Consider the following 24,833-nt stretch of genomic DNA (forward strand, 5'->3'; position numbering starts at 1 on the left):
GCGAAATGCTATTTCACTTCGTGTTCGACCTCGTGTTCGGCGATGGCCTGCGGGCGACCGGTGACGAAGTACATCACCGTCATGATGGCCAAGAAGGCAACGCCGACCCATAAAGCCGTGTGGTACTGGGGCAGCCAGATCATGATCACGAAGGTAGCCAAGATGAAAATCACCGCGAACCATTGGCCGTATGGCCAGAAGGGGACTGGGAACTTTAAGGTTTTGGTTTCTTCTTCGCTCATGTGCCTGCGGGAGGCGATCTGGGCGAGCAAAATCATCAGCCAGACGTAGACCGTGGCGAAGGTTGCCAGGGCTGCGATGGTGGTGAAGATATCCGGGAACATCGCGTTGAGCACGACACCGACGATGAGCACGAGCAGGAGGGAAACGATGGTCATGACGGGGACGTCGCGGACCGTGGTAGTCATGAACTTCGGTGCCAACTTTTCCTTGGCCAGGCCGTGGAGGACGCGGCCGGTGCCGAAGATGTCGGCGTTGATTGCGGAAAGAGCTGCGGTGATGACCACGAAGTTGAGCAGGCCCGCGGCCCAGTTCACGCCGAGGGTGGAGAAGATCTGCACGAAAGGAGACTCTTCGCCGGTGATTGTGCGCCACGGGTTCAGTGCCAGGATGATCAAGATGGCAAGCACGTAGAACAGCAGGATGCGTACTGGAACGGTGTTTACAGCTTGTGGGATGGAACGGTCGGGATCTTCGGCCTCGGAACCTGCCACACCGATGATCTCGGTGCCACCGAAGGCGAAGAGCACGAGGATGAAGGAGGCAATCATGCCCTCGATGCCATTGGGGAAGAATCCGCCGTCGTTCCAGAGGTTGTCGAAGCCGGTCTGGGAGGAATCAGTGCCCAGGCCGAAGGCGAGGATGGCAGCCCCACCGATGATCATGGCCACTACTGCGGTGACCTTAATAACGGTGAACCAGAACTCCATTTCGCCGAACCAACGTACCGAGGCAAGGTTGGCAGCACCGATGATTAGGAGAGCTGAGGCAATCCAGATCCACGAAGGAGAATCAGGGAACCAGAACTTCATGTAGATGCCAATGGCGGTGAGATCGGCAAGACAGACGATCATCATCTCGAAGGCAAACATCCAGCCGGTGATGTAACCGCCCCAGCCACCGAGGTGTTCGCGAGTGTACACCGCGAAGGAACCACGCACGGGGTGGTGAACGGCCATCTCTCCCAGGGCGCGCAGCATGAAGTACACCACGGCACCGGCCAGCAAGTAGACCAACAGTACGGAAGGACCTGCGGCCTGAATAGCACCAGCGGAACCGTAGAACAGCCCGGTGCCAATGGCAGAGCCCAGTGCAATGAAGCTGACGTGGCGGTGCTTGAGTCCGCGGCGGCGAACAACCTTGGTGGGTTCTTGTGCAACGGTTTGTTTCGATGATGGGGCAGGAGAACTCACGTGAGAACCCTTCTAAATAAAAGGAAACGTGTATAAGACCGCATAATCGTACAATGACCGGGCTATTTCATGTGAATTCTCCCGAAAGACTTGCAATGTGTGCGAAAACACAGTTAAAAAGGCGCATCCATGCCTGTGGGTTCTGGATAGGCATCGTCGGAGAAGCTCAATTCAGGCGCGCCGAAGCTGGGCTCAAGGAGCCGTAGGCGCTGGTGAATCTCATAATGGCTGACGTCACCTGGCGATAAGCGGAGACTAAAAATTTTGACGCGATCGAGCCTGGCGGTCAATTGCTGATGCCCGTCGCAGTAAGCGGAGGCCTCTAGCTGCAGGTAGGGCACATTGTCTGCCCAATCGAAGAGAACCTCAATCAGTTCATGTATGCGGCGTTGTTCATAGTAGAGCTTGAGTAACACGGGAAGATAGTCGTTGACCAGGTCTTTATAGTTTGCAGTTCGTTGTCTCATACCTCATTAGACTGCATTAAATGCGCTCCGGTTCCGTGGGAGAGGAAATCGTCGTAAAGCGAAATGCTTTTGTGCCGATAAGTGCCAGTTGAGCGTGCGCAAATGGTGTATTACCACCAAGTGGCGTATTGTTGCGATCAATGAGCAATTCCGAAAACGTCACCGGCGACGTAAACGAGCCGGATAATTTTATTGAGTCGGAAAATCAGGATAACCCGCAGGATGTCGCAGTGGATAACACTGCCGAAGCAGTAGAAGTTGCTGCAGAGAAAGACACCAGGGATGCGGGGGACTCTGAGGAGACCGGCGTTGCAACCGAAACGGAAGCAACCAACGATGTCCCTGAAACCACAGACGCAGCACCAGAGGCTGCAGTTGAAGAACCTGTAGAAGCTGAAGAAGCTGAAGAGCCTGCACAAAAGGCAGAAAAGGGCAATGGTTTTGATAACCTTGGCCTGCCAAGCAAGGTCGTAGAAGCGGTTAAGCGAGTTGGGTTCGAAACTCCATCTGCAATTCAGGCAGAAACCATTCCTCTATTGATGGAAGGCCGCGACGTAGTCGGTCTTGCACAGACTGGTACCGGTAAGACCGCGGCATTCGCGCTTCCGATCCTGTCGCAGATCGATCCGAACGAGCGTTACCCTCAGGCATTGGTGCTGGCACCAACGCGTGAGCTGGCTCTGCAGGTGGCAGATTCCTTCCAGTCGTTCGCTGATCACCTAGGCAAGATTCAGGTCCTGCCAATCTATGGTGGCCAGGCATACGGCGTTCAGCTTTCGGGTCTGCGTCGTGGTGCGCAGATCATCGTGGGTACCCCAGGTCGTGTCATTGACCACCTGGAAAAGGGCTCGCTGGATATTTCCAAGCTGCGTTTCCTCGTGCTCGATGAGGCCGATGAGATGCTGAACATGGGCTTCCAGGAAGACGTGGAGCGCATCCTCGAGGACACTCCAGAGGAGAAGCAGGTAGCACTGTTCTCGGCGACCATGCCTAACGGCATCCGCAAGATTTCCAAGCAGTACTTGGACAATCCTGCAGAGGTAAGCGTCAAGTCTGAGACCCGTACGAACACCAACATCACCCAGCGGTACCTGTTTACGGCTCACCGCAACAAGTTGGATGCCATCACCCGCATCCTCGAGGTGACTGAGTTCGAGGCCATGATCGTCTTCGTGCGCACCAAGCATGAAACCGAGGAACTGGCTGAGAAGCTTCGTGCACGCGGATTCTCCGCAGCAGCTATCAACGGCGATATCGCTCAGCAGCAGCGTGAACGCACGATTGACCAGCTGCGCGATGGCCGCCTGGACATCCTGGTTGCTACCGACGTGGCGGCTCGTGGCTTGGACGTGGAGCGCATCTCGCACGTGCTCAACTACGACATCCCGAATGACACCGAGTCTTATGTGCACCGCATTGGCCGTACCGGCCGTGCGGGTCGTAGCGGCGAGGCAATCTTGTTCGTCACCCCTCGTGAGCGCCGCATGCTGCGTTCCATCGAGCGTGTCACCAACGCAACCATCGACGAGATGGAATTGCCAACGGTGGACGAGGTCAACGAGTCCCGCAAGTCGAAGTTCGCTGATTCCATCACCGCTTCTTTGGAAGCAAAGGAAATCGATGTCTTCCGCAACCTGGTCAAGCAGTACTCTGAGGCAAACGACGTTCCAATGGAAGACGTTGCCGCAGCTCTGGCTACCCAGGCCCAGGCCGGCGACGAGTTCTTGATGAAGGAGCAGCCAAAGCAGAAGCGTGACCGCCGTGACCGCGAGCAGTGGGATCGTGAAGATCGCCGCGATCGCGACCGTGGTGACCGCCGTGACCGTGACCGTGGTGGCCGCGATCGTGACCGTGGTGGCCGTGACCGCTTCGAGCGCGACGGTGACTTTGATACCTACCGCTTGGCAGTGGGTAAGCGTCAGCACATTCGCCCAGGTGCCATTGTTGGTGCCCTGGCAAATGAGGGTGGCCTGAGCTCCAAGGACTTCGGTCGCATCACCATTGCTGTGGATCACACCCTGGTTGAGCTGCCAAAGAACCTGGATAGCTCCGTTCTTGATCGCCTCAGCGACACCCGCATCTCGGGTCAGTTGATCAACATTGAGAAGGATCGTGACGGCGGCGGACACCACCGTGGCGGCGACCGCGATGACCGTCGTGGAGGCGGACGTGGCGGATACCGCGGCGACCGTGATGATCGCGGTGACCGTGGTGGTTACCGCGGCGGACGTGGAGATCGCGATGATCGTCGTGGTGGCGGACGTGGTGGACGCGACGACCGTCGAGGTGGCCGTGATGACCGACGTGGCGGTTACCGCGATGACCGTGGCGGACGCGACGACCGTCGTGGCGGCGGCCGTGATGACCGACGCGGTGGCTGGCGCGACTAGTTTTCGCCCTAGTGCGGCGCTAGCGCTGTACTGAATACGAAAAAACGCGACATGGGAAAATCCCGTGTCGCGTTTTTGTTGTTTCTACCTAGTATTTGTACTTAGTTTGTGTATACAGCCTCGGTGATCAGATCAAGTACCTTCGGATACCAAGGACTATCGGCCGCAAGGTAGGAGGTATGGCTCTGCTTGGGCAATAAAACCAGCTTCCCCTCGCCGTTTTCCGCGTTGAGTGCATTGACATAGTGCACCGAGTTTTCCTTGGGCACCAAGTCATCGGCATCCCCGTGAACAGCCGTCACCGGAATTGAGGGATTCATGTTCTTGATCGGATCGATGGCATCAAAGCGCTCCTGATACTGGGCCGGAGTACCACCGATCGCATTCTCAATATTAGTATCGCCGTTCTCAGCTGCCCACGACAAATCAAGAGGCCCGGATAGCGAAATGATCTCCGCCGGTTTGAACTTCGGCTGTCCGCCAAGTTGATCGCCTGTGGTGTTATTGCGCGTGGCACCCCACGCCGCTAACTGGGCACCCGCACTATGGCCGGCCACAATCGAGGCATCCAGATTCAGTTCTGGGAATTGCTGCGGTAGCTCAGAAACATAATCAATCGCGGCGGCAGCATCGGTGAACGTTGCTGGCCAGCCGCCACCGGAGTTCACCCGACGATATTCCACGTTATATACCGCAAAGCCACGCGCCGTAAGGTCTCGAGCAATCCGGTCAACACCCTCAGCTCCTGAGGTGTTCATCCACGCCCCGCCGTGAAAAAACACCAAAATTGGCAGCGATGCCACGTCGTGCTGCCCCGGAGGCAGATACAGATCGGCCCAATTTTGCGTCGGGTCAGCGTTTGCGACGGGGTAGTACAAGCGTTGCACCGTTGCGTCGGCAGGATTCGTCGCGGGAGGTTGGGTAAGAGGAGGTTTGCTTGTCGACGACACCGTGGTCGATGCAGCACTTGCTGGTGGTGCCGGATTCTGAGCACCACATGAGGCTAGGAAACTTGAACTAACGATGGTTGCGAGCACGATCTGTATTGCGGATCGTTGTCTCATGTGGCGCGCAGCTATATTCATTTAGCTGCTGAAGTTATTTACGAACATCAGGAGCAAGATGATGATCCACAGCAGGTTGAAAATACCTGCGCCGATGGTGGTCATCTTCCGAGACCTGTCCCAGTCCTTGACCTGATCCTTTTCCGGATCAGCATCAGAGGCAGGAAGGAGGTTAAGTGAACCCAGCATCTTCTTCTGCTGAGGAATGACTAGGCCGATGAGCACGCCCCAGGCAATCACTGCAAGGAGGAGAGAAACGTGGAATTGGCCAGAGGACTTGAAGTGTTCCCAGCCTGCGAACATCGCAGCTGCGCCCAAAAGCGGAGTAATTGCCGACAAAAGACCGTAAAGCGAAGTATTGCGGTGAAGCAGTTGCGCACGACCCGCCGCCTGCGCGTCACCCTGGCGCGCGGCTTCTGCCTGCTTAGGGAAGGAGGACGACGCAACCATGGCCGGACCAATAAAGATCACAGCAGAGGCAACGTGGAGGACTATTAAGATTGTAAGCATGCCTCATAGTCTACGGTGAATACCCACATTCTGGGCAGTTGGAAGCATGCGAGGCTGTCAATCGGGCACCAAATGCGTGCGGAGGAGTCCGATTGCGCTTCTCCTGCACTGCTTTTTCATTGCCGTCCGATCATCGACAGAAAGAGCAAGTCCGTAGTAGGCGGCCACCTGAGTTATCCGGGTGACGTAGTCACATCGGTAGGAAGCATCCAGAGGCAGCCACTGGGAAGGCAGTTGATCTGACTTGGACTGATTTGCTTTCCTCGACGTGACAATGAGGTTGCGTGGATCGTTGGCAAACTTCTTTCGCTCGGCATCGTCCCAGGCAAAGGCACCCATGTCCCAGGCTGCGGAGAGCGGAAACACGTGGTCAATTTCCACGTCGCCGATATCGAGAGGTTCGCCGGTGTAGGGGTCGATCACGCGGGTAGCCTCGGCCTCCGCTTTATTTATAGAAGAACAAGAAGCCACGCTGTAGGCCTGGGCCAGGAGTTCCTCGCGCGTCGTGCACCCGGAACGCCCGGTAGACCAGCCAGCGCCGAACTCACTTCGTTCGTACCCTATAACGGTAAGGCGCTGAGGTTGGACAGGGGTGTCGTCGAGAAGCGAAAAAAGCTCCTGCTGACCAACCGGGAAGGGGAGGGCGGCCAGCGTGAGCGATGTCAAGAGGAGAAGGTAAAGGGTGCGAAGGCTCATGCCCTCTTAGACTGCGTCGGACTCCTGTTTGGTTCCCTCGCGCATGGCAACGGCGTCGCGCGCCTCCTGGAAGCTGAGCTTCGGGTGCTTCTCGGAGAACTTGGCCACGGCCTCTGCCTCGTCGAATTCGGCGGCGATGGCGGGGTGTGGCTTGGTGGCCAGCGAGACAATGATCATGACCAAGGTTGCAGAGAGGAAGCCCGGAACGATTTCGTAGAGATCCGCCCAGCTGGCATCGATATTGCCCCAGACGAAGGAAACAACCGCACCGGTAGCCATACCCGCGATAGCGCCCTGGGAGGTCAGGCGCTTCCAATACAGCGAGGCGAGAACAACGGGGCCGAAGGCGGAACCGAAGCCGGCCCAAGCAAAGCCCACCAAGTTCAGAATGGAATCTGAGGGATTAATGGCCAGCAGGATTGCAACAACAGCCACAACAATCACCATCATGCGCGAAGCCATCAGCAAAGTCTTGCCCGAAGCCTGCTTCTTGGCGAAGATGCGGTAAATGTCCTCAACGAGTGCAGAGGACGTAATCAAAAGCTGCGAGGACATTGTGGACATAATCGCCGCCAGCACGGCGGTGAGGATGATGCCCGCGATCAATGGGTGGAACAGGATGCGCGTCAGATCCAGGAAGATCGTTTCGTAGCTGGTGGTATCGGTGATCGGCTGGTCTTTCTCCACGAAGTAGACAGTGGAGATCATTGCGGTGGCGATCGCGCCGAGGAAGCACATGGTCACCCAGAACACACCGTATCGACGAGCGGACGTCGCCTCCGCCGGGCTGCGCAGCGCCATAAAGCGGGTAATAATGTGGGGCTGGCCGAAGTAGCCCAGGCCCCACGCCAAGTTACCGATGATCGTTATTGCTGAGACCCCTGCGATCAGGTTGAAATACGTCTCGTTGGGCTCATTGTGTGGGCCGTAGGCATTTTCTGTGGCAAAGGAGAAAATATCTGCAGGGTTATCCAGCGAGAACAGCGCCATGATTGGCACGATCAACAGTGCCAAGAACATCAAGCTGCCCTGGACAACATCGGTATAGGAGACCGCGAGGAAGCCACCGACGAAGGTGTAGAGCACCGTGATACCACCGACGATGAGCATGCCGGTGAGGTAATCGCCCTGGAAGGTGGATTCGAAGTAGCGGCCACCAGCCACCATGCCGGAAGAGACATAGAAGGTGAAGAAGAAGATGATGATCGCAGCTGCCAGCAGGCGCAGAATCTGAGAAGAATCGTGGACGCGATTGCCAAAGAAACTGGGCAGGGTGATCGAGTTGTTGGCCACCTCGGAGTAGGTGCGCAGGCGCGGGGCGACGTACTTCCAGTTGGCCCAGGTACCAATGAGCAGGCCGATAATAATCCAGACCTCACTCATTCCGGAGACGAACAGCGCGCCAGGCAGACCCATGAGCAGCCAACCGGACATATCCGAGGCACCCGCGGACAAGGCTGCCACGAAAGGGTGAAGGCCTCGGTCGCCGAGAACATAGTCGTCGTACTTGTCGGTTTTGCGGTAGGAATACCAGCCGATGGCCAGCATCACGCCGAAATAAAGGACGATCGCAAGGATCATCCAAGCATTCTCGGACATTGCGTTTGTCCTTTCAGTGGAGCGGAGTCATGGGACACGGGTATGATCGTGGTTTCGACATTAGTGTACGAAGTTCGCTTCGTGTGACCTAATTCTCAATAGTTCGCGATAGTTATCGAAGGTGGCAGTAGCGCGTATGGGTAAGTTCCTTCTGCATGGACTTTGGCTGCCATCGTCCGGGCTCAACCTTTGGGTGGAGCAAATAGAAGGCCACAAGATTGTTCTCCCTTCCCAGGTCCCAGAGGGAACGTTTCCGCCGGTTATCGAGTCCCGGCTAGATGATGCCAATTTCCGTCGCCGTGTGACCATGAAGCTGCAAACCCCAAAGGGCCGCCAGGTGGATCTGCGCGTTCCGGCGGCAGCATTTGCACCTGAGGAACAGGTGGCGTTTTTAGAACAGATTTCCTTTTTGGATGATCCCTCACCGGCGGCCACTCAGGCGCAGCGCGATGCAATTGCGCCGGACTTGTATTGGTTGATCCGGCTGTATTTGGGCTTGACCAAGTTTGTGCGCGCGGGCCGAGTAACTATTCGCGTGCGCTACGAGCACCAACAGTGGTCGCCCGAGTGGCAGTTGGGCTCGGGGTTGGAGGAACGTGGCTGGCTTGCTGAAATGGTGGCAGCGGCACCGGGCGTTATCGCCGTAAATAACGTCAACCTCTCAGAGTCCATTGCACAGATGTTTGTCCACTGGATTGCCACGGCCAGGCTGCGCCCAATGTTGGAGCGCGCTAGGCCGTATCCGCTGCACGATTTCGCCGAGTCGCTCTTACTTTCCCAGCCGCTACGCCGCGGCAACCCGCAGCTGATGAAGCACATTAATGCGTGGAATGGCTCTATTAATGATGTCAACGTGCAGCTGGTGTTTATCGTGGAGCAACCCGGTGATGAAGACGTTGATCCAGCTTCGACGCAGTGGCCGGTGCGCCTGCAGGTGCGCAGCGGAACGGACGCTCCCCAGCCCATTCGGTTGGGGGAACTGGACCCGCAGACAACGGAGCGGCTGAAATCGTCGCTACGCAGGGCAATCGACGTGACCACCCGCGTCGATGGTGTGCGCCACCCGCGCCTGACGTATTTCGACGATGACCGCAACGTCGGTGACTGGGATGCCTACCTGTCCACCGAGGACATCGTGGAGTTCATGCAAAAGGACGTGGCAAAGCTCAAGTCCCACGGCTTTACTGTGATGCTGCCTCGTGCGTGGTCGACGGCTGAGGTCAGTTCCAAGCTGCGCGTGACCAACCCGGACACCGGTGCTGAAGCGGGCGGAGTTTCTCATCTTGGCTTCGATCAATTGGTCAGCTATGACTGGCGGCTGTCCATTGGTGATACCGAGCTGACCGATGAGGAAATGCAGGAATTGGTCAAGTCGAAGACCGGCCTGATCAAGCTGCGCGGCGAATGGGTCATGGCGGATACCTCCTCGCTTTCGCGGGTCAACGACTACATGAAGCAGCTGTCCAAAAAGGACAAGGCCCGCGTCAAGCGCGAGTTGGAAAAGGCCGCGACCCGCGCCGAGATGGCCAAGGCGAACAACGACCCTGACTATCCGGCGCTGGCCGCCGAGGTGGAACGGCTTCGCGAGGAGTACAACTCCGATCCCGATGAAGAAACCGGGACTGTGACGGCAGCCGAGCTGCGTGAGCTTGCGCTGGAAGCCATGGCCAGCGAGCCGATCGAATTTACCGGCTCGCCCTGGTTCACTTCCCTGATGGGAGGCCAGGACCGACCTGCGCCCGAGCGCGTGGACATCCCAGACACAGTGACCGTGCAGCTGCGCGACTACCAGCGCCGCGGCGTGGACTGGCTGTATTACATGTCGCGCAATAATTTAGGTGCAGTGCTTGCCGACGACATGGGGCTGGGCAAGACTCTTCAGCTGTTGACCTTGCTTGCTGTGGAAGCCGATCGCGGCGAGGTTACCGGGCCGACACTGGTGGTTGCGCCGACGTCGGTGGTGGGCAACTGGGCCAATGAGGCCCGCAAATTCGTCCCAAGCATGCGCGTTGCCGTGCACCATGGATCCGATCGCCTCCACGGTGAGGAGCTGACCCGCGAGATCAATGGGCTGGATGTCCTGATTACCTCCTATGGTGTGGTGGGGCGTGATTTTTTGGAGTTGTCTGAGTTCCAATGGGACCACGTCGTGCTGGATGAGGCACAGGCGATCAAGAACTCGTCGACACGCGCTTCACGCAGTGTGCGTGCCATACCCGCACGTCACCGCATTGCGCTGACCGGTACTCCCGTGGAGAACCGGCTTGCCGAGATGCGTTCGTTGCTCGATTTTGTCAATCCCGGCATGCTGGGCGGGGCGAGCTTCTTCCGTAACCACTTTGCCAAGGCGATCGAAGGCGGGCGCGATGAGGAACTCGCGCAGGACATGGGGGAGCGGCTGCGTAAGCTCACGGCGCCGTTTATTTTGCGCAGGCTGAAGACGGATCCGGCGATTATTGATGATCTGCCAGAGAAGGCGGAGCAGATTGTCGTGGTGGATATGACCACCGAGCAGGCGGCCATGTACACGGCGCTGACCGAGGCGACGCAAAAGGCGCTGGAGGAGCGCGAAGGCATGGCGCGCAAGGGCCTGGTGCTGGCCACGATTACGCGCATCAAGCAGATTTGTAACCACCCGGCGCACTATCTCGGCGACGGATCACCAATCACAATCAACGGCAAGCACCGCTCTGGCAAGGTGAAAAAGCTCATGGAGCTGCTGCGTCAGGCGGTTGAGGAGGATCGTCGCGTGCTGATCTTTTCGCAGTACAAGGCGTTTGGCGATATCTTGCAGCCTTATCTCTCAGAGCGCCTCGGCGAGCAGATTCCGTTTCTGCACGGCGGCCTGAGTAAAGGTCAGCGCGATAGAATGGTTGAGGAATTTCAGCACGACGACGGCCCGCGCGCGATGATTTTGTCGCTGAAGGCTGGTGGTACCGGGCTGAACCTCACGGCGGCGTCGATGGTGATTCACATGGACCGCTGGTGGAATCCGGCGGTGGAAAATCAGGCCACTGACCGTGCGTATCGCATTGGGCAGGACAAGAACGTTGACGTGTACAAGATGATCACAAAGGGCACGATGGAGGAGTCGATCCAGGACGTGCTTGACGGAAAGATGCAACTTGCCGGCACCGTTGTGGGCGAGGGCGAAGGCTGGATCACCGAGCTCAACCCAGAGGAGCTGCATCAGCTGATGAGCTACCGGGCTAATAAAGACTAGTTTTTAAAGAAGGGAGCACGCACATGGCACGACCACGCGAAGACAATGTGATCTACGCTAATTTCGGCGCGAAGAAGCGCGTCACCGATGCGAGTGAGGTGCACGTTCCGCCACGCCCCACGGGAATGTCCTGGTCACCGGCCGCGATGCGGGTGTTTAACGCCGCCGTGCAGAAAACCGATCAGGGCAGGGTGAAGCGCGGGCGCGAGTACGCAGCCAACGGCCATGTCGTTGACCTGCAGTTTCACAATGGCGCGATCCAAGGCCAGGTGGCGGGCTCTCAGAATGAGCCTTTCACGGTCACGATTCGCCTGCCATACCGCTCCGATGAGGACCTCAACGAGGTTGTCCGGATCCTGTCCGAAACTCCCAACGGGATCACGAAGGCACGAAAGGGCGAGATCAGCGAGGAACTGTTGGGCATTTTGCTCGCAGAGCGTAGCGACGACATGTGGTTCAGCTGCGACTGCCCCGACAATAGCCCCGCCTGCAAACATGCCGTGGCGGTTGCCGAAAAGGCCGCGGTGAAGATCGATTCTGATCCCTCGCTGTTGTTCCAGCTGCGCGGTTTGAGCCTGTCATCGATAGAGCGTCGCGTGCGCGCCGTCGCCGCATCTGTGGCGAAGGAGAACGCCGAGGAGGGCTCCGAATACTTCTGGAGTGGCCGGGGCCTGCCCGATCTGCCCCAGCCAAAGGTCGCGCCCATGCTCGACGATTCGGACATGGACTTGCTGCACAAGGCGATGCAAACCATCTCCTTTACCAACATTGATCAGCTGCGTGCCGTGGCTGACATCGAGGATATGTACGACGAACTTACCCGCTAATAACTGCAGGTCAGATAGTATTTCGAAAGTGATTTCGAGGCCGTGTCTAGTGGGCCTGATAGGAATTTAGATTATGAACTCAAGCGCGGGCTCATCAAGGGGCTCAACTTCGAACCGGGTAACCTTCATCCATTCCTCTGACCTCCAATTAGGCATGAAGCGTGCCTTCCTTGACACAGATGCACAGTCGCGTTTCGACGAGGCACGAACCCAGGCAGTCACGCGCCTCGGGGAACTTGCGCGCGAGCGAGGCGCCGAGTTTATCGTCGTGGCAGGTGATGTGTTCGAGCACAATTCGCTGGATCGCCGTACCACCGGCAGGGCGCTGGAAGCTTTTGCCAAGCTGCCGGTTCCCGTTTACCTGCTGCCCGGCAACCATGATCCGTTGGTGGCTGATTCCATCTTTCAGCGCACAGTGCGCCTAGACAATGTCACCGTGCTGGATTCCTTCGAGCCCGTGCACGTACGCGAGGGGGTAGAGCTCTTGGGCGCACCGCTGGTGGCCAAATACGCCACCGAAGACCTCGTGGCCAAAGCACTGCGTAACGTGGAGCCCACGGACAATATCCGGATTATGGTTGGTCACGGCCAGGTCGAGGCCTATAGCAGTGATCATTCCGCCGACCTGATTGATCTGCCCAATGTGGAGGCGCACTTGGCCGATGGCACGATTGACTACCTAGCGCTGGGTGATACCCATTCCACCGCAAGTCTGGGCGGCAGTGGTCGCGTGTGGTTTTCGGGAGCTCCAGAGACCACAGATTTCCATGATCACACCCCTGGCACGGCTGGCGGAGAGACCGATTCCGGCAATGCGTTGGTGGTCTCACTGGACAAGGAGTCGATCTCGGTCGAGCCGGTCCATGTGGGCTCCTGGGTCTTTGACGCACTATTTTGGCAAGTCACAGACATGGAGGATGTAGAGCGCCTCTTGGCAGAACTAAGCGCCTACGAGAATAAAGAGCGCACCGTGATCAAGTACGCCATCTCCGGCACGCTGGGCTTGGAAGCCACTAGGCGCTTGGAAGAGGGTTTAAGTGAGTTGGAACCGGTATTTGCTGCTCTGTACGAACGCACCAGGTTGATGGATCTTCACCTTGAACCGGGAGAAGACGAGCTAGCCGCCTTGCCGTTATCGGGTTTTGCGCGCTCAGCCATGGCGGAACTGGCCGAGTCCGCGAAGCAACACGATCCCACTGCGCGAGATGCCGTGAACTTGCTATTTCGCCTGAGCCAGGAGGTATAGCTCGATGCGAATCCACTCACTTTCCTTCAGTAACGTCCGCGCGGTAGACCACTTCGAGCTCACCGATCTGCCTGATACCGGTGTGTCTGTTATTTACGGCGATAACGAGGCCGGCAAATCCACAATTTTGGATGCCCTCCACGCGGTTCTCACCGAACCGCATAAGGCTAAAAATAAGGTCACCCGCCCCTTGAAGCCGGTGCATAAGGATGAAGGCCCAGAGGTCAAGCTCCGCGCAACCATCGGGCCCTATGAATTTGAAATTTCCAAGCGCTGGTTTAACAAGCCCAAGTCCGAGCTCAGCATTAGTACTCCGCGCTCGGAGAACTACACGGGCCGTGAGGCGGATGAAAAGCTAGCGTCCATTGTCGCGGAACATTTGGATCAGGCCCTCGTCGATACGCTCTTTATGCGTCAAGATGAACTCCCCAGTGGCATTGAGGCCGTGGGAATTCCCAGTATGACCAGGGCTTTAGATGCGGGTGTCGAGGAAGGGGAGACCGGCACCGAGGACACCGAACTCATGCAGCGAATTGAAAAGGAGTATTTGGAATACTTCACCAAGTCCGGCCGACCGGTCAAGGCCGTCACCGACTTGGGTGCGCGGTTGGACGCTGCCGAGCAGGAACTTGAGCTCAAGCAGGCCGAGGCGTCGCGGCTGGGCGGCCACGTCGATGAGGTGGCGCGACGGACAAATGAGATCACCCAAGCCACCGCTGACCTTCCGCAGGCAGAGGCAGACGTGGCAGAAAAGCAAGCCCTTGCCGAGGCCGCCAATCAGGCCAAAGACCTCGAGGGTGCGGCTTCCGAGCGTGCCATGCACACCCGCAGCGTGGTTGAGCGGGTTGAGGCTGAACTGCAGCAGCGTGCCGCGTTGAAGCAGAGGGTGAAGGAAGCCAAGGAGAACAAAGAGGCGCTGGGGGACAAGCGCAAGGAAGTCGAAGCGAGTGCCGCGGAGGAAGAAAAGACCGTGGCTTCTCTCAAGGCTCTGCTCGATGAGGCTGCGGTTGCTGAGGTGACTTGTCGTGAGGCGCTGAAGGAGGCGAATGCCGTTCTGGGTTTAGTTAGAGATGCCTCGCGCATAGCGGAAGTAGACGAACTGCTGGCTTCGATTGCAGACGCCAGTGCTGCGGTAGATGAGCTGCGTGAAAAAACGCCCGAGCGCGTCATCACTGACGAAGACGTCCGAGCAGTCGAAACTGCCGCGAATGACGTAGTCATCCAGGAACGTCTCAGGGAATCGGCGGCTGCCAAGCTAGTCATCGTCACCCCTGGTAGCGCGTCGGTGCGCGTTGACGGTGTGGAACAAGAACTTGAGGAAGGCGCTGAACTCGATATCCACGAGGGCACCACCCTTGCAGTGGGCGAGTTTGAAGCAACGTATCGTCCCGCGCGGGGAAGCGAAGACGGCACGCAGGCTTTGAATAAGGCTCGCAAGGAGCTCGCGGAATTACTTGCTGAGAGGGGCTGCGCCTCCCTCGAGGAACTACGCACGCTTCGCGACGAGTACCGCACCCACAACGACGCTTTGAAACAGGCACTTTCTCGCAGGGATGCGATTATTGGTTCTCGCAACGTTGATGACCTGAAAGCTGAGGTAGAGCGCCTGCGCCAACGCACTGAGGGAGCAGAGGTGCCGGAAATCGGATCGGATGAGGCGCAGTCGCTCGTCGATAAGGCGCAGGAGGAAGCAGATGCCGCCGTCGCAGCCTTGGCCCAGGCCGAGTCGGCGCTGAAGCCGTGGGCAGAGGCGAAGGCCGCCCAGGAACTAAAGGTGGTGGAAGCGCGAATCGAGGTCGCGCAACGGGCCGAGGACCAGGCGGTGAAAGAGCTGGAAGTTGCTGAATTAGCTGCGCCTGAGTCGGATATTCAGCAGCAGTTGCAGCAGGCAGCGTTAGAATATACCCAGGCGCAGGAAAAGTGGCAGACGGCGAAGGAAGCGCTTGCCCAGGCGCAACCGGAGGTGGCGAACAACCTTCTCGTTGGGGCGCAGACGAAGGTGGACAACCTGCAGCAGCGGATCCGGGACGCGGAGAATCGGGTTGCGGAGTTGAAGGGCTATATCCAGCAAGCGGAAGGTATTGCCGAGCGCGTGGATATCTTGAGTGGCGAGGTTGAAAAGCTCCAGCTCGACCACGACCGGACGTCGCGTCGCGCCGCAGCCATTGAGCTGTTGCGTTCGACCATGCATGCGCACAGAGACGAAGCGCGGCGCAAGTACTCGGCACCGTTCTCGGAGGCGTTGAAGAAGTATGCCTCGGTAGTCTTTGGCCCAGAAGTCAGCTTCGAGCTCGACGACAAGTTGCAGGTAGAGGCACGCACGATCAACCGGACCACGGTGTCGATGGATAGCTTGTCTGGAGGTGCGCAGGAGCAATTGGCCGTGGTAACCAGGTTTGCCATCGCGGAGCTTGCTGCGCAGGGCAGTGATGGTCAGGTGCAAGCCCCGGTAATTGTTGACGATGCCCTTGGTTCCACCGACCCGGTGCGCCTGGAACTGATGAATACCTTGTTTACCCAGGTAGGCAAGCATAACCAGGTGATTGTGTTGACGTGTTTCCCACAGCGCTACGACATGGTGGCGGCTGCGGCACGCTATTCCATCGAGGATCTCAAACAGGCCGAGGGATAAGAAATCCACCACCTGCGTGTGGCAGGTGGTGGATTCTTTGAGCGTATTTAAGGCGTTACTTATGCCTCAGCGCGCTTGATGCCGGAGCCTTCGATTTCGATGCCGATCTGCTCGGAAACCAGAACGCCACCGGACTTCATTGGAGCCTGGAAGTCGACGCCGAAATCCTTGCGGTTGATCTTGGTGGAAGCCTCGAAACCTGCACGGGTGTTACCGAATGGATCTTCCTCAACACCGAAGACCTCAACGTCCAGGGTGACTGGCTTGGTGGTGTCACGGATAGTCAGGTCACCGTCGATGGTGCCGTTGCCGTTCTCGTCCAGGTTGAACTTGGTGGAGGAGAACTTGATTTCTGGGTACTTGTCTACTGCGAAGAAGTCATCGCCGTGGATGTGTGCGTCACGGTCGGAGCTGCCGGTGTTTACGGAAGCGGCTTGGATAACAACGTCGATGTTGCTGTTTTCTGGGTTCTCCTGGTCGATAACAACGTCAGACGACCACTGGTCAAAGCTGCCGCGAACCTTGGTCACCATTGCGTGGCGAGCGGTGAAAGAAATCTTGGTGTGTGCTGGATCCAGATCGTAGGTGCCGGTCAAGTTAGCCATGAAAATGTACTCCTTAAAGTTTTGCTTGGTTGTTACTTGCGCCATAGTAGCGCGACATGAACTACAATAAGTTTAAGTTGGTGACATGTCAACTGCAAGTTTCAAGTAATTTTAGAGTGGGTCTAAACTCACAGGTCAACTTCATAAAGTTTTTTAAAAAATACGAACCAATAGTAGGGTTGCTGGTATGGCTACGGACGCACGATGGCTCAATGATGAGGAACAGGAATTTTGGCGCGCGATGCTCGCGACGTCGAGGAAGATCGATCGTGCTATGGACGAAACCCTCCAGGCGGGGACCGATCTGTCCACTTCCGAGTTCGCAGTGCTCGTTTCGCTTTCAGAATCAGAGGACTGCGAGATGCGTCTGCGTGATTTGTGCACCAGCTTGGACTGGGATCGCTCGCGCACTTCCCACCAGATCACGCGCATGGAGCGACGTGGGCTCGTCGTAAAGCGAAAAAGCCCTGGCGATGGCCGCGGCGTCGTGGTCTCCTTGACTGATGAAGGCATGAGTCGGCTCAAGCAGGCTGCCCCGGCGCACGTGGAAAGCGTGCGCCGCCTTGTTTTTGATCACATGCACCCAGAGGATGTGGATCACCTGCGGCGCTGGATGGATGGGGTTGCGCAGGTCAACAACGTGCCGGGGACTTCTGGATATAACGGCGCGTTGAACACGAAGTCTTAAAGCGGGTTCAGGGCGGATTCAGGGTAAAAATCAGGGTTGGCCCCGATGCATCTGTGCATGTAAGCGAGTTAAATAGAAACTAACAGCAGCACAGATTATGAAAGGCTATGACCATGAGCAACAGTCCACTGTCCAGAAAACTTTATCGCTCCCGGAACGACCGCTACATCGCAGGTGTGTGTGGCGGCATCGCAGAAACTTACGGAATTAACGCAACTTTGGTGCGTCTCCTGTTCGTGATTGTTACCTTGGCTGGCTTCGCTGGCGTACTGCTCTACATCGTGGCGTGGATCCTGATGCCTGAAGCTCCGCTATAAACCCTCGAATCAAAAAGGACCACCTTCCCGAGGCCGGGATAGGTGGTCCTTTGCTTTGCTGCTAGATTGCTTGGCAGTTAGTACGCGCAAGCATCCGTCCAGTTCGGGTGCTTCGCCAGCGGGGTGACATGGATCTTCATGTACTTGTACATCGGGAAGTTCTGGAAGATGTCATGCAGCTCGTCGTTGTCCGCAGCGTCGTAGATGGAGTAGTTGGAGTACTCGCCGACGACGCGCCAGATGCCCTTCATCTTGCCCGAGGCCTGCAGCGAACCGGAGTATTCCTTCTCGCGCTTCTGGAAATCAGCGACCTGCTCTGGGGTCAGGTTGTCGGGAAAATCAACGTCCATACGGGCAAGAAACAGCATGTGAAACCTTTCTTTAGCGATAATTACTTTCCTCGAGGATACCCGCGCGCCGCGCTCTCGCGGTAGAGACTCGGGGACAGCCCAACGACCTTCTTAAACTCCCGCGCAAAATGGGCCTGATCGCTAAAACCGCTCGCCGCGGCTACCTCCGCTAGGGTCTCGGGGGAGCGTCGAAGTTGCTCCGCCGCGGTTTGCAGTCGCCTGCGCTGCACAATTTTGTACGGGGTCACTCCGATATATCGCTTGGCCAACCGGTGCACCGTGCGCACCGACACGTTGATTGCCTCCGCAATCTCCTCGACATTCGTGATCTCATCCGTCGACTCAATAAACGCCACCATGTCGTTTGCCAGCAGTGCGATCTCCAGCGGTGGCGGGTAGTTACGCAGTCGCTTCTCGACGACACCCACGCCCTCTTCCAGCCCACCGTTTTCCACGGCGTCGATGGTGTCTTGGTGCAGCTGAGAATCGTGGTGGGTTTCCCACGTGTCCGCGAGCGTGGCAGGTTCCTCGGAGAAAAGCGCGATACCTGCAGGTTGCAGACGAGCGCCGACAACCCACCCTTTGCCTTCAAGCTCGTGCACGTATGCCTGCGTGGTTGGCCCCGTAATTCTGATTCCGTCCGGTTCGACCGAGAACTTCGAATCTGGGTAGGCCAAGATATGCTGCTTTGCAGTTTCTCCCCGTGACACATCCCATGCGGCAACCCACCACCAATGCACGAGGTCCTTGACCTGGTCGCTCGGGGAGATGCGCTGAAATCCTTGAGGCTGCTCGGTGGGGTAGAGCCGCCCGTGGGTGTGCTCATTCATGGCACAAATCTACAAGACTTCTTCAGTGCGTGTCCGATAGTTTTGAAATTATGAATCATCCACAAAAGGCCGTCACCGGCCAATACACAACCAATGGAATCCCTCACTACTACACTTCAATCACTCCATTCCTAGCCATCGCAGACCCGGCAGCAGCCATTGCCTTCTATGAAGAGGTTTTTGGCGCGAAGACCGCGAATAGCACAGCTTCCGGTGGCGTTATTGTCCACGCTGAGCTCAACTTTGCCAACGGGCGCCTTGATCTGGGTGTTCCTACAGCCGAGTCAGGGATGGCCACTCCCGATGGCTCACCTGTGACATTTTCGCTCGCCCACTACTGCCCAAACGTTGACGAGGTGGCGCGGCTGGCAGAGGCCCGCGGGGCGACCGTGCGCGAACCAATTGGCTACTTCGCCAGCGGAGATAGGTACTGCAGTATCGTTGATCCGTTTGGGATCCGGTGGAGCATCATTACCCGGGTTGAGGACTACAGCGAGGCCGAATCAGCAGCAAAGGTCAATGAGTTCTTCGGGTCGTAATTGTTTTGGGAGCAAACATAGGTGCACTTCGCAGGACTTTGTTTTCAGCGACCTGGGCTTTTAGATTTCGCAGTGCGTTAGGTTCGGTTTTTCGCTTCACGACGATCCCCGCGCTGGACCTAACGCAGGACGAAATTTAAAACCGCAGGTCGCGCAAAGGTAATATCTTGCGAAGTGCACCTCTTTAAAGTTTCAAACAAAAAGTGTATGGTTTCAAACGTTTAATGTTTGAAACCATACACTTTAATTTGTGTCCCCGACAGGGATCGAACCTGCGACCTTCGGTACCGGAAACCGATGCTCTAATCCGCTGAGCTACGGAGACAAAATCCGCCGGAAAAACTCTACGCAAACCACACGCAGGTAGTTCTCACGACGGGTATGACTTTAGCACGGGGTGTTCTGGGGCCTAAATTGCACCCCAAAAACCTATCCGCGCTGCGAATCCCAGTAGCCCGGCGCATCTGTCGGGCCGGTATCGCCGGTGCGGAGGTAGTTGACCACGATGTCGTCGACAACTGGATTACCTGCAGCGACGTGACCGTGACCTGGACCGTGCACGGTGAGGATGTGCGCGCCCATCTTGTCGGCCATGTACTGGCGCTCACTGTAGATGGTCTGGGGATCGTCGGTGCCCGAGATCTGCAGTGGGCGAGTAGCCAGCTGGGAACCGTCGAGTGGCTGGACTCCGGTGACCGGCGCGTAGCCATTGCAGGTCACGCCTGCGCCGTAACCCAGGTTATAAGGTATGCGGCCACTCTTCATTACATAGGTGCCCCAGACGTACTCGGGAAGCAGTGCGTAATTCGGAGGGGTGACGTTCTCGTTGCAGGTCTGCAGGTACATAAACGCTGTGGAGTTGACCTGGGAGATTAATAGTTCGTCGAGCTCTTCTTGGCTCAGCTGGTCGTAGGCCGCGTTCATCTCTTCTTCGGAGGTACCGGGAAGCGGGGTAATACCTGCGATGTGGTTGGCCAGATCGTGCCACATTCTTGGTATGGGCATGATCTGAATAGTGGCTAGCCAAGTCACCGAGGCGGCTTCTCCCTGACTGTTGTTCATCGTGGTGTTCGCCAGGCTTTGAGCCTGGGAGCTTGGCACGTTGAGTGCTGTCATGGCGTCGGCACCAGCATCGCCGGCCCAGGCGACGTCGGAAGGCAGGTCGCCGACCTGGGCCGCAGGTGGAAGCAGGGTAGGAGTGGTGCCGGATTCAGCAAGCACGCGCTTGCCCCAGGTGTTGTACACCTTCAGCGGGGTGTCACCCATGCCGTAGAGATCGTTGTTGTTCGCGGCGTAGCCGAAGAACTGGTACAGCGAGCTTTCCATGGCAGGGCGCTGGTTGAGCACGAGCTCGTTCCACTTGGTCTCGGGGTTCATTGCGGAATCGAGGACTAGGCGGTCAACGCGATCTGGGTGGTTGGTTGCGTACACGGATCCCAGGTAGGTGCCGTAAGACAGACCCAGAATAGAAATGGTCTCTAGGTCCAGTGCACGGCGCACCATTTCCCAGTCCTCTGCGGTATTCGCGGTGGTCAGGGTGCGCACGTAGCCCGGGTCGGTTTTCTCGCAGGCACGCAAAAACATCGAGGTTGGAGCGACGAAGTTGTCTACCATGTCCTGCGGGCTGCCCTCGATGCCTTCGCAGCGGATTTGGGTGGAACCGGCCAGGCCACGAGGCTGAACACCGATGATGTCCCACTCATCCGAAATGCCAGCGGGGAAGCTAAAAGCATCGGAGTTGGCGGCCATTGGGTAAACGCTGCCACCAGGTCCGCCGGGATTGACGAAGAGGCTGCCACGTCGAGCCGCCGGATTATTTGCAGGATTGCGCACAAATCCCACGGAGATGGTTGGCCCTGCGGGATCGGCGTAGTCGCGGGGAACGTCGATGCGACCACACTCAGCAGTAGGATCGGTGACTTCGGCCGGGCATGCTTCCCACGTAATCGGGGAAGTTGCCGGAGAGGTCTGAGCAGTGGCGGTCGGAGAAATCAGCCCAACGGCAAGTAACGCGGTGGCAAAGGCCCCACCAACTGAGCGCATTGTGCGTTTCCTTATTATCTTGTCGGTATTTCGCATGGGACCTTCCAGGAAAATTACAGGTACGGCCCTCATAATAGGTCTTGCGCGCGTGATACGCGGCACGGGAAACAATGACAGCAAGGTCACCGGTTGCACCGACTTAGTGGAATAAGTCGACAACCGGTGGTTTTGTGTTTAAAAAGTATTAGAAATTTCTTTTCAATGTCAGCGCGTCACCAGCCCAAATATCCCCCTGAACGGGCGCGAGGGACCCTGCTTCGGTAAAAGAGACCTTGGTAAATTAAACTCATGCCTCATGACCCCTGCTGATTTGGCTGCACACATTAAAGACACCGCGGTGCGCGTACTTGAGGCGCATGACTTGGACTCCTCGGTAGTACCCGAGACGGTGACCGTCGAGCGCCCACGCAATCCGGAACACGGCGATTACGCCACGAATATTGCACTTCAGGTAGCTAAGAAGGCGGGTACCAATCCGCGTGATTTTGCGGGATGGCTTAGCGACGAGCTCCTGTCTTCCCCTGAGATCGATTCGGCGGAAGTTGCTGGACCAGGTTTTATTAACCTGCGTTTGGCTGCTGCTGCACAGGGTTCCATCGTTTCTGAAGTCCTGGACCAGGCAGAGAAGTTCGGTAATTCCGAGATCTACGCTGGTCAGAAGATTAACCTCGAGTTTGTTTCCGCGAACCCGACCGGCCCGATCCACCTGGGCGGTACCCGCTGGGCTGCCGTGGGTGATTCCTTGGGTCGCGTGCTGGAAGCAGCCGGTGCAGATGTAACCCGCGAGTACTACTTCAACGACCACGGCGAGCAGATTAACCGGTTCGCTCGTTCCCTCGTTGCTGCTGCCAAGGGCGAGCCAACCCCGGAGGATGGTTACGGAGGGGAGTACATCTCGGAGACTGCGCAGGCGGTCGTCGCAAAGCGTCCTGATGCTCTCGAGGGCGATGCCGCAACCGTCGAGGAAACCTTCCGCTCTGAGGGCGTGGAAATGATGTTTGACCACATCAAGACCTCGCTGCATGATTTCGGCACGGATTTTGACGTGTTTTTCCACGAGAATTCGCTGTTTGAGTCGGGTGCTGTGGATCGGGCGATTGAGCGTCTGAAGGACAACGGCAATCTGTACGAGGCGGATGGCGCGTGGTGGTTGCGGTCGAGCAACTTTGGCGACGACAAGGACCGCGTGGTGATTAAGTCGGACGGCAATCACGCCTACATCGCCGGTGATATTGCGTATGTGGCCGACAAGTTTGATCGCGGTCATGACCTTGCGATTTACATGCTGGGTGCCGATCACCACGGTTATATTGCGCGTTTGAAGGCGGCGGCGGCAGCTCTGGGCTACGACCCAGAACGGGTCGAGGTGCTCATTGGGCAAATGGTGAATCTGTTGCGCGACGGCAAGGCAGTACGCATGTCGAAGCGTGCTGGTACCGTGATCACACTCGATGATCTGGTGGATGCAATTGGTGTGGATGCTGCGCGTTACTCGCTGGTGCGCTCGAGCGTGGATTCTTCCCTCGACATTGACTTGGGCTTGTGGGAGTCGCAGTCCAGCGACAATCCGGTGTACTACGTGCAATATGGTCACGCGCGCCTGTGCTCGATCAAGCGTAAGGCTGATGAGCTGGGTGTTTCCTACGAGGGGGCAGATTTGTCCTTGCTTACCCACGAGAAGGAAGGCGATCTGATTCGTACCTTGGGCGAGTTCCCCGAGGTCGTCGAGGCCGCGGCGACGCTGCGTGAGCCACACAGGATTGCTCGTTATGCGGAAGAACTAGCGGGCGTCTTCCACCGCTTCTATGATGCTTGCCAGATCCTACCTAAGGCAGGGGAGGAAGCTCAACCAATTCACTCTGCACGCCTCGCACTTGCAGCAGCAAGCCGCCAGGTCTTGGCAAATGCGCTGGGACTTGTTGGCGTGACTGCTCCGGAAAGAATGTAAAGGACACCGATGACTGAATCTAATACGTTCAATGAACTCCCAGGACACGTGTGGCCTCGCAATGCGTGCAGGCAGGAAGACGGCGTAATTACCATCTCCGGTGTTCCGCTGCCGGAAATTGCTGAAGAATACGGCACGCCTGTCTTCGTCGTCGACGAGGATGACTTCCGCTCACGGTGTCGCGACATGGCCGAGGCCTTTGGCGGACCGGAGAATGTGCACTACGCATCGAAGGCATTTCTCACCCGCCGCATTGCCCGCTGGGTGGATGAAGAGGGCTTGGCTCTTGACGTAGCCAGCGAAAACGAGCTGCGCTTGGCACTCGCCGCCGATTTTCCAGCTGCCCGGGTGACCGCGCACGGCAACAACAAGACTGCCTCTTTCTTGCGCCTCTGCGTCACCGCAGGCGTGGGTCACGTTGTGATCGATTCTGCCCAGGAACTTGAGCTTTTGGACATGATTGCCCGCAGCGAAAACAAGACCCAGGAAGTGTGGATTCGCGTCAAGCCTGGTGTGGAGGCACACACCCACGAGTTCATTGCCACCAGCCATGAGGACCAGAAGTTTGGTTTCTCTCTGGCTTCGGGTTCCGCGTGGGACGCTGCGGTTGCCGCGCAAAACGCCGAGAATCTCACTCTCTCGGGCCTGCACTGTCATGTGGGTTCGCAGGTCTTTGACGCCGACGGATTCAAGCTCGCCGCAGAGCGCGTACTCGAGCTGTACTCGCGCATCCACTCCGAACTGGGCATTAGCCTGCCGTACCTTGACTTGGGTGGCGGCTACGGTATTGCCTACACCGAGGACGAGGAACCACTCGACGTGAAGGCAGTAGCGCAGGACCTGTTGACCGCCGTGGGCAAGATGGCAGCCGAGCTCGGCATCGAGGCCCCGACCGTCGTGGTCGAGCCCGGCCGCGCGATCGTCGGCCCATCGACCGTGACCATCTACGAGGTGGGCACCATCAAGGATGTGCATGTCGACGACAACACCACCCGCCGCTACATCTCAGTTGACGGTGGCATGAGCGACAACATCCGACCTGCGCTCTACGGCGCGGAGTACGATGCCCGCGTGGTCAGCCGCTTTACTGACGAGGCGCCGATCACCTCTCGCGTGGTGGGTTCGCACTGCGAATCCGGCGACATCATCATCAACGATGCGCAGTACCCTGCCGACGTGGCCACCGGCGACTTCATGGGCGTTGCCGCAACCGGAGCGTATTGCTACGCCATGAGCTCGAACTACAACCTTTTCGGTCGCCCCGCTGTGGTCAGCGTGCGCTCCGGGCAGGTAACCCCGATGCTCAAGCGCGAAACTGTCGACGATTTCATCGCCCGGGAATCCTTCGACGCCTAGTTCCGGTGAAACTCGGACAGGTCTTGAACCCCGAACTTGAATAATATTTCACACCGCACTGAACAAGCAG

The 24,833-nt window shown here is 57.5% G+C and carries 20 protein-coding genes and 1 tRNA gene; 10 read left to right on the plus strand and 11 right to left on the minus strand.

The features are described from left to right. Positions 1-8: 8 nt before the first annotated feature. Positions 9-1,433 carry an amino acid permease gene (locus tag ACXZ66_RS06000; protein WP_458750980.1) on the minus strand — a complete coding sequence of 475 codons (1,425 nt, stop codon included), beginning with the start codon at positions 1,431-1,433 and terminating at the stop codon, positions 9-11. A gap of 113 nt (positions 1,434-1,546) precedes the next feature. Then, entirely contained in the window at positions 1,547-1,900 is a 354-nt protein-coding gene (locus ACXZ66_RS06005) for a hypothetical protein (RefSeq protein WP_458750981.1), read from the minus strand. 140 nt (positions 1,901-2,040) lie between these two features. Between ACXZ66_RS06005 and ACXZ66_RS06010 the strand changes: the two genes are divergently transcribed. Then, positions 2,041-4,290, plus strand: a complete 2,250-nt coding sequence (locus ACXZ66_RS06010) for a DEAD/DEAH box helicase (RefSeq protein WP_458750982.1) — start codon at positions 2,041-2,043, stop codon at positions 4,288-4,290. Positions 4,291-4,391: 101 nt separating this feature from the next. Here the strand turns inward: ACXZ66_RS06010 and ACXZ66_RS06015 are convergent, their stop codons facing one another. From ACXZ66_RS06015 to putP, 4 genes are read right to left on the minus strand one after another with little or no spacing between them, the layout of a single operon-like run. Then, the gene (locus tag ACXZ66_RS06015) at positions 4,392-5,354 is read right to left on the minus strand and encodes an alpha/beta hydrolase (protein ID WP_458750983.1); all 963 of its coding nucleotides are present in this window, start codon (positions 5,352-5,354) and stop codon (positions 4,392-4,394) included. 21 nt (positions 5,355-5,375) lie between these two features. Then, positions 5,376-5,864, minus strand: coding sequence for a DUF2269 domain-containing protein (locus ACXZ66_RS06020; protein ID WP_458750984.1), 489 nt, complete (start codon positions 5,862-5,864; stop codon positions 5,376-5,378). A 57-nt stretch (positions 5,865-5,921) separates the two neighbouring features. Further along, positions 5,922-6,560 carry an HNH endonuclease family protein gene (locus ACXZ66_RS06025; protein WP_458750985.1) on the minus strand — a complete coding sequence of 213 codons (639 nt, stop codon included), beginning with the start codon at positions 6,558-6,560 and terminating at the stop codon, positions 5,922-5,924. 6 nt (positions 6,561-6,566) lie between these two features. Then, a complete protein-coding gene (putP, locus tag ACXZ66_RS06030) occupies positions 6,567-8,159 on the minus strand; it encodes a sodium/proline symporter PutP (RefSeq protein ID WP_458750986.1) in 1,593 nt (530 codons plus the stop codon). A 136-nt stretch (positions 8,160-8,295) separates the two neighbouring features. On the opposite strand from putP, the gene ACXZ66_RS06035 reads away from it, so the two are divergent. From ACXZ66_RS06035 to ACXZ66_RS06050, 4 genes are all read left to right on the plus strand, one after another. Further along, positions 8,296-11,382 carry a DEAD/DEAH box helicase gene (locus ACXZ66_RS06035; protein ID WP_458750987.1) on the plus strand — a complete coding sequence of 1,029 codons (3,087 nt, stop codon included), beginning with the start codon at positions 8,296-8,298 and terminating at the stop codon, positions 11,380-11,382. Positions 11,383-11,405: 23 nt separating this feature from the next. Beyond that, positions 11,406-12,209, plus strand: a complete 804-nt coding sequence (locus ACXZ66_RS06040; RefSeq protein WP_458750988.1) for an SWIM zinc finger family protein — start codon at positions 11,406-11,408, stop codon at positions 12,207-12,209. A gap of 73 nt (positions 12,210-12,282) precedes the next feature. Then, positions 12,283-13,455, plus strand: coding sequence for a metallophosphoesterase family protein (locus ACXZ66_RS06045; RefSeq protein ID WP_458750989.1), 1,173 nt, complete (start codon positions 12,283-12,285; stop codon positions 13,453-13,455). 4 nt (positions 13,456-13,459) lie between these two features. Then, entirely contained in the window at positions 13,460-16,087 is a 2,628-nt protein-coding gene (locus ACXZ66_RS06050; RefSeq protein ID WP_458750990.1) for an AAA family ATPase, read from the plus strand. Between the two features lie 59 nt (positions 16,088-16,146). On the opposite strand, the gene ACXZ66_RS06055 is transcribed toward ACXZ66_RS06050, so the two are convergent. Next, positions 16,147-16,692 (minus strand): YceI family protein, encoded by a 546-nt coding sequence (locus ACXZ66_RS06055; RefSeq protein WP_458750991.1) that lies wholly within the window; start codon positions 16,690-16,692, stop codon positions 16,147-16,149. A 187-nt stretch (positions 16,693-16,879) separates the two neighbouring features. Between ACXZ66_RS06055 and ACXZ66_RS06060 the strand changes: the two genes are divergently transcribed. Beyond that, on the plus strand, positions 16,880-17,380 hold the full coding sequence (locus ACXZ66_RS06060) for a MarR family winged helix-turn-helix transcriptional regulator (protein ID WP_458750992.1): 501 nt from the start codon (positions 16,880-16,882) through the stop codon (positions 17,378-17,380). Positions 17,381-17,487: 107 nt separating this feature from the next. Continuing rightward, positions 17,488-17,697: a PspC domain-containing protein gene (locus tag ACXZ66_RS06065; RefSeq protein ID WP_458750993.1), complete on the plus strand. Its 210-nt coding sequence runs from the start codon at positions 17,488-17,490 to the stop codon at positions 17,695-17,697. A gap of 77 nt (positions 17,698-17,774) precedes the next feature. On the opposite strand, the gene ACXZ66_RS06070 is transcribed toward ACXZ66_RS06065, so the two are convergent. After that, positions 17,775-18,065 (minus strand): muconolactone Delta-isomerase, encoded by a 291-nt coding sequence (locus ACXZ66_RS06070; RefSeq protein WP_458750994.1) that lies wholly within the window; start codon positions 18,063-18,065, stop codon positions 17,775-17,777. A gap of 23 nt (positions 18,066-18,088) precedes the next feature. Then, positions 18,089-18,877 (minus strand): helix-turn-helix transcriptional regulator, encoded by a 789-nt coding sequence (locus tag ACXZ66_RS06075; RefSeq protein ID WP_458750995.1) that lies wholly within the window; start codon positions 18,875-18,877, stop codon positions 18,089-18,091. Between the two features lie 50 nt (positions 18,878-18,927). Here ACXZ66_RS06075 and ACXZ66_RS06080 point away from each other — a divergent pair, with 50 nt between their 5' ends. Further along, positions 18,928-19,416: a VOC family protein gene (locus tag ACXZ66_RS06080; protein ID WP_458750996.1), complete on the plus strand. Its 489-nt coding sequence runs from the start codon at positions 18,928-18,930 to the stop codon at positions 19,414-19,416. Positions 19,417-19,667: 251 nt separating this feature from the next. Here ACXZ66_RS06080 and ACXZ66_RS06085 read toward each other — a convergent pair. Beyond that, positions 19,668-19,741, minus strand: a tRNA-Arg gene (locus tag ACXZ66_RS06085). A gap of 104 nt (positions 19,742-19,845) precedes the next feature. After that, a complete protein-coding gene (locus tag ACXZ66_RS06090) occupies positions 19,846-21,459 on the minus strand; it encodes an alpha/beta fold hydrolase (protein WP_458750997.1) in 1,614 nt (537 codons plus the stop codon). Positions 21,460-21,754: 295 nt separating this feature from the next. On the opposite strand from ACXZ66_RS06090, the gene argS reads away from it, so the two are divergent. Further along, on the plus strand, positions 21,755-23,407 hold the full coding sequence (gene argS, locus ACXZ66_RS06095) for an arginine--tRNA ligase (protein ID WP_458750998.1): 1,653 nt from the start codon (positions 21,755-21,757) through the stop codon (positions 23,405-23,407). Positions 23,408-23,416: 9 nt separating this feature from the next. Further along, positions 23,417-24,763: a diaminopimelate decarboxylase gene (gene lysA, locus ACXZ66_RS06100; RefSeq protein WP_458750999.1), complete on the plus strand. Its 1,347-nt coding sequence runs from the start codon at positions 23,417-23,419 to the stop codon at positions 24,761-24,763. Positions 24,764-24,833: the final 70 nt, after the last annotated feature.

Source organism: Corynebacterium sp. S7 (assembly GCF_054401105.1).

Coding starts and splice junctions, on each gene's coding strand:
- ACXZ66_RS06005 (WP_458750981.1), bottom strand. CDS start 1,900: ATGAGACAACGAACTGCAAACTATAAAGACCTGGTCAACGACTATCTT.
- ACXZ66_RS06010 (WP_458750982.1), top strand. CDS start 2,041: ATGAGCAATTCCGAAAACGTCACCGGCGACGTAAACGAGCCGGATAAT.
- ACXZ66_RS06015 (WP_458750983.1), bottom strand. CDS start 5,354: ATGAGACAACGATCCGCAATACAGATCGTGCTCGCAACCATCGTTAGT.
- ACXZ66_RS06020 (WP_458750984.1), bottom strand. CDS start 5,864: ATGCTTACAATCTTAATAGTCCTCCACGTTGCCTCTGCTGTGATCTTT.
- ACXZ66_RS06025 (WP_458750985.1), bottom strand. CDS start 6,560: ATGAGCCTTCGCACCCTTTACCTTCTCCTCTTGACATCGCTCACGCTG.
- putP (WP_458750986.1), bottom strand. CDS start 8,159: ATGTCCGAGAATGCTTGGATGATCCTTGCGATCGTCCTTTATTTCGGC.
- ACXZ66_RS06035 (WP_458750987.1), top strand. CDS start 8,296: ATGGGTAAGTTCCTTCTGCATGGACTTTGGCTGCCATCGTCCGGGCTC.
- ACXZ66_RS06040 (WP_458750988.1), top strand. CDS start 11,406: ATGGCACGACCACGCGAAGACAATGTGATCTACGCTAATTTCGGCGCG.
- ACXZ66_RS06045 (WP_458750989.1), top strand. CDS start 12,283: ATGAACTCAAGCGCGGGCTCATCAAGGGGCTCAACTTCGAACCGGGTA.
- ACXZ66_RS06050 (WP_458750990.1), top strand. CDS start 13,460: ATGCGAATCCACTCACTTTCCTTCAGTAACGTCCGCGCGGTAGACCAC.
- ACXZ66_RS06055 (WP_458750991.1), bottom strand. CDS start 16,692: ATGGCTAACTTGACCGGCACCTACGATCTGGATCCAGCACACACCAAG.
- ACXZ66_RS06060 (WP_458750992.1), top strand. CDS start 16,880: ATGGCTACGGACGCACGATGGCTCAATGATGAGGAACAGGAATTTTGG.
- ACXZ66_RS06065 (WP_458750993.1), top strand. CDS start 17,488: ATGACCATGAGCAACAGTCCACTGTCCAGAAAACTTTATCGCTCCCGG.
- ACXZ66_RS06070 (WP_458750994.1), bottom strand. CDS start 18,065: ATGCTGTTTCTTGCCCGTATGGACGTTGATTTTCCCGACAACCTGACC.
- ACXZ66_RS06075 (WP_458750995.1), bottom strand. CDS start 18,877: ATGAATGAGCACACCCACGGGCGGCTCTACCCCACCGAGCAGCCTCAA.
- ACXZ66_RS06080 (WP_458750996.1), top strand. CDS start 18,928: ATGAATCATCCACAAAAGGCCGTCACCGGCCAATACACAACCAATGGA.
- ACXZ66_RS06090 (WP_458750997.1), bottom strand. CDS start 21,459: ATGCGCTCAGTTGGTGGGGCCTTTGCCACCGCGTTACTTGCCGTTGGG.
- argS (WP_458750998.1), top strand. CDS start 21,755: ATGACCCCTGCTGATTTGGCTGCACACATTAAAGACACCGCGGTGCGC.
- lysA (WP_458750999.1), top strand. CDS start 23,417: ATGACTGAATCTAATACGTTCAATGAACTCCCAGGACACGTGTGGCCT.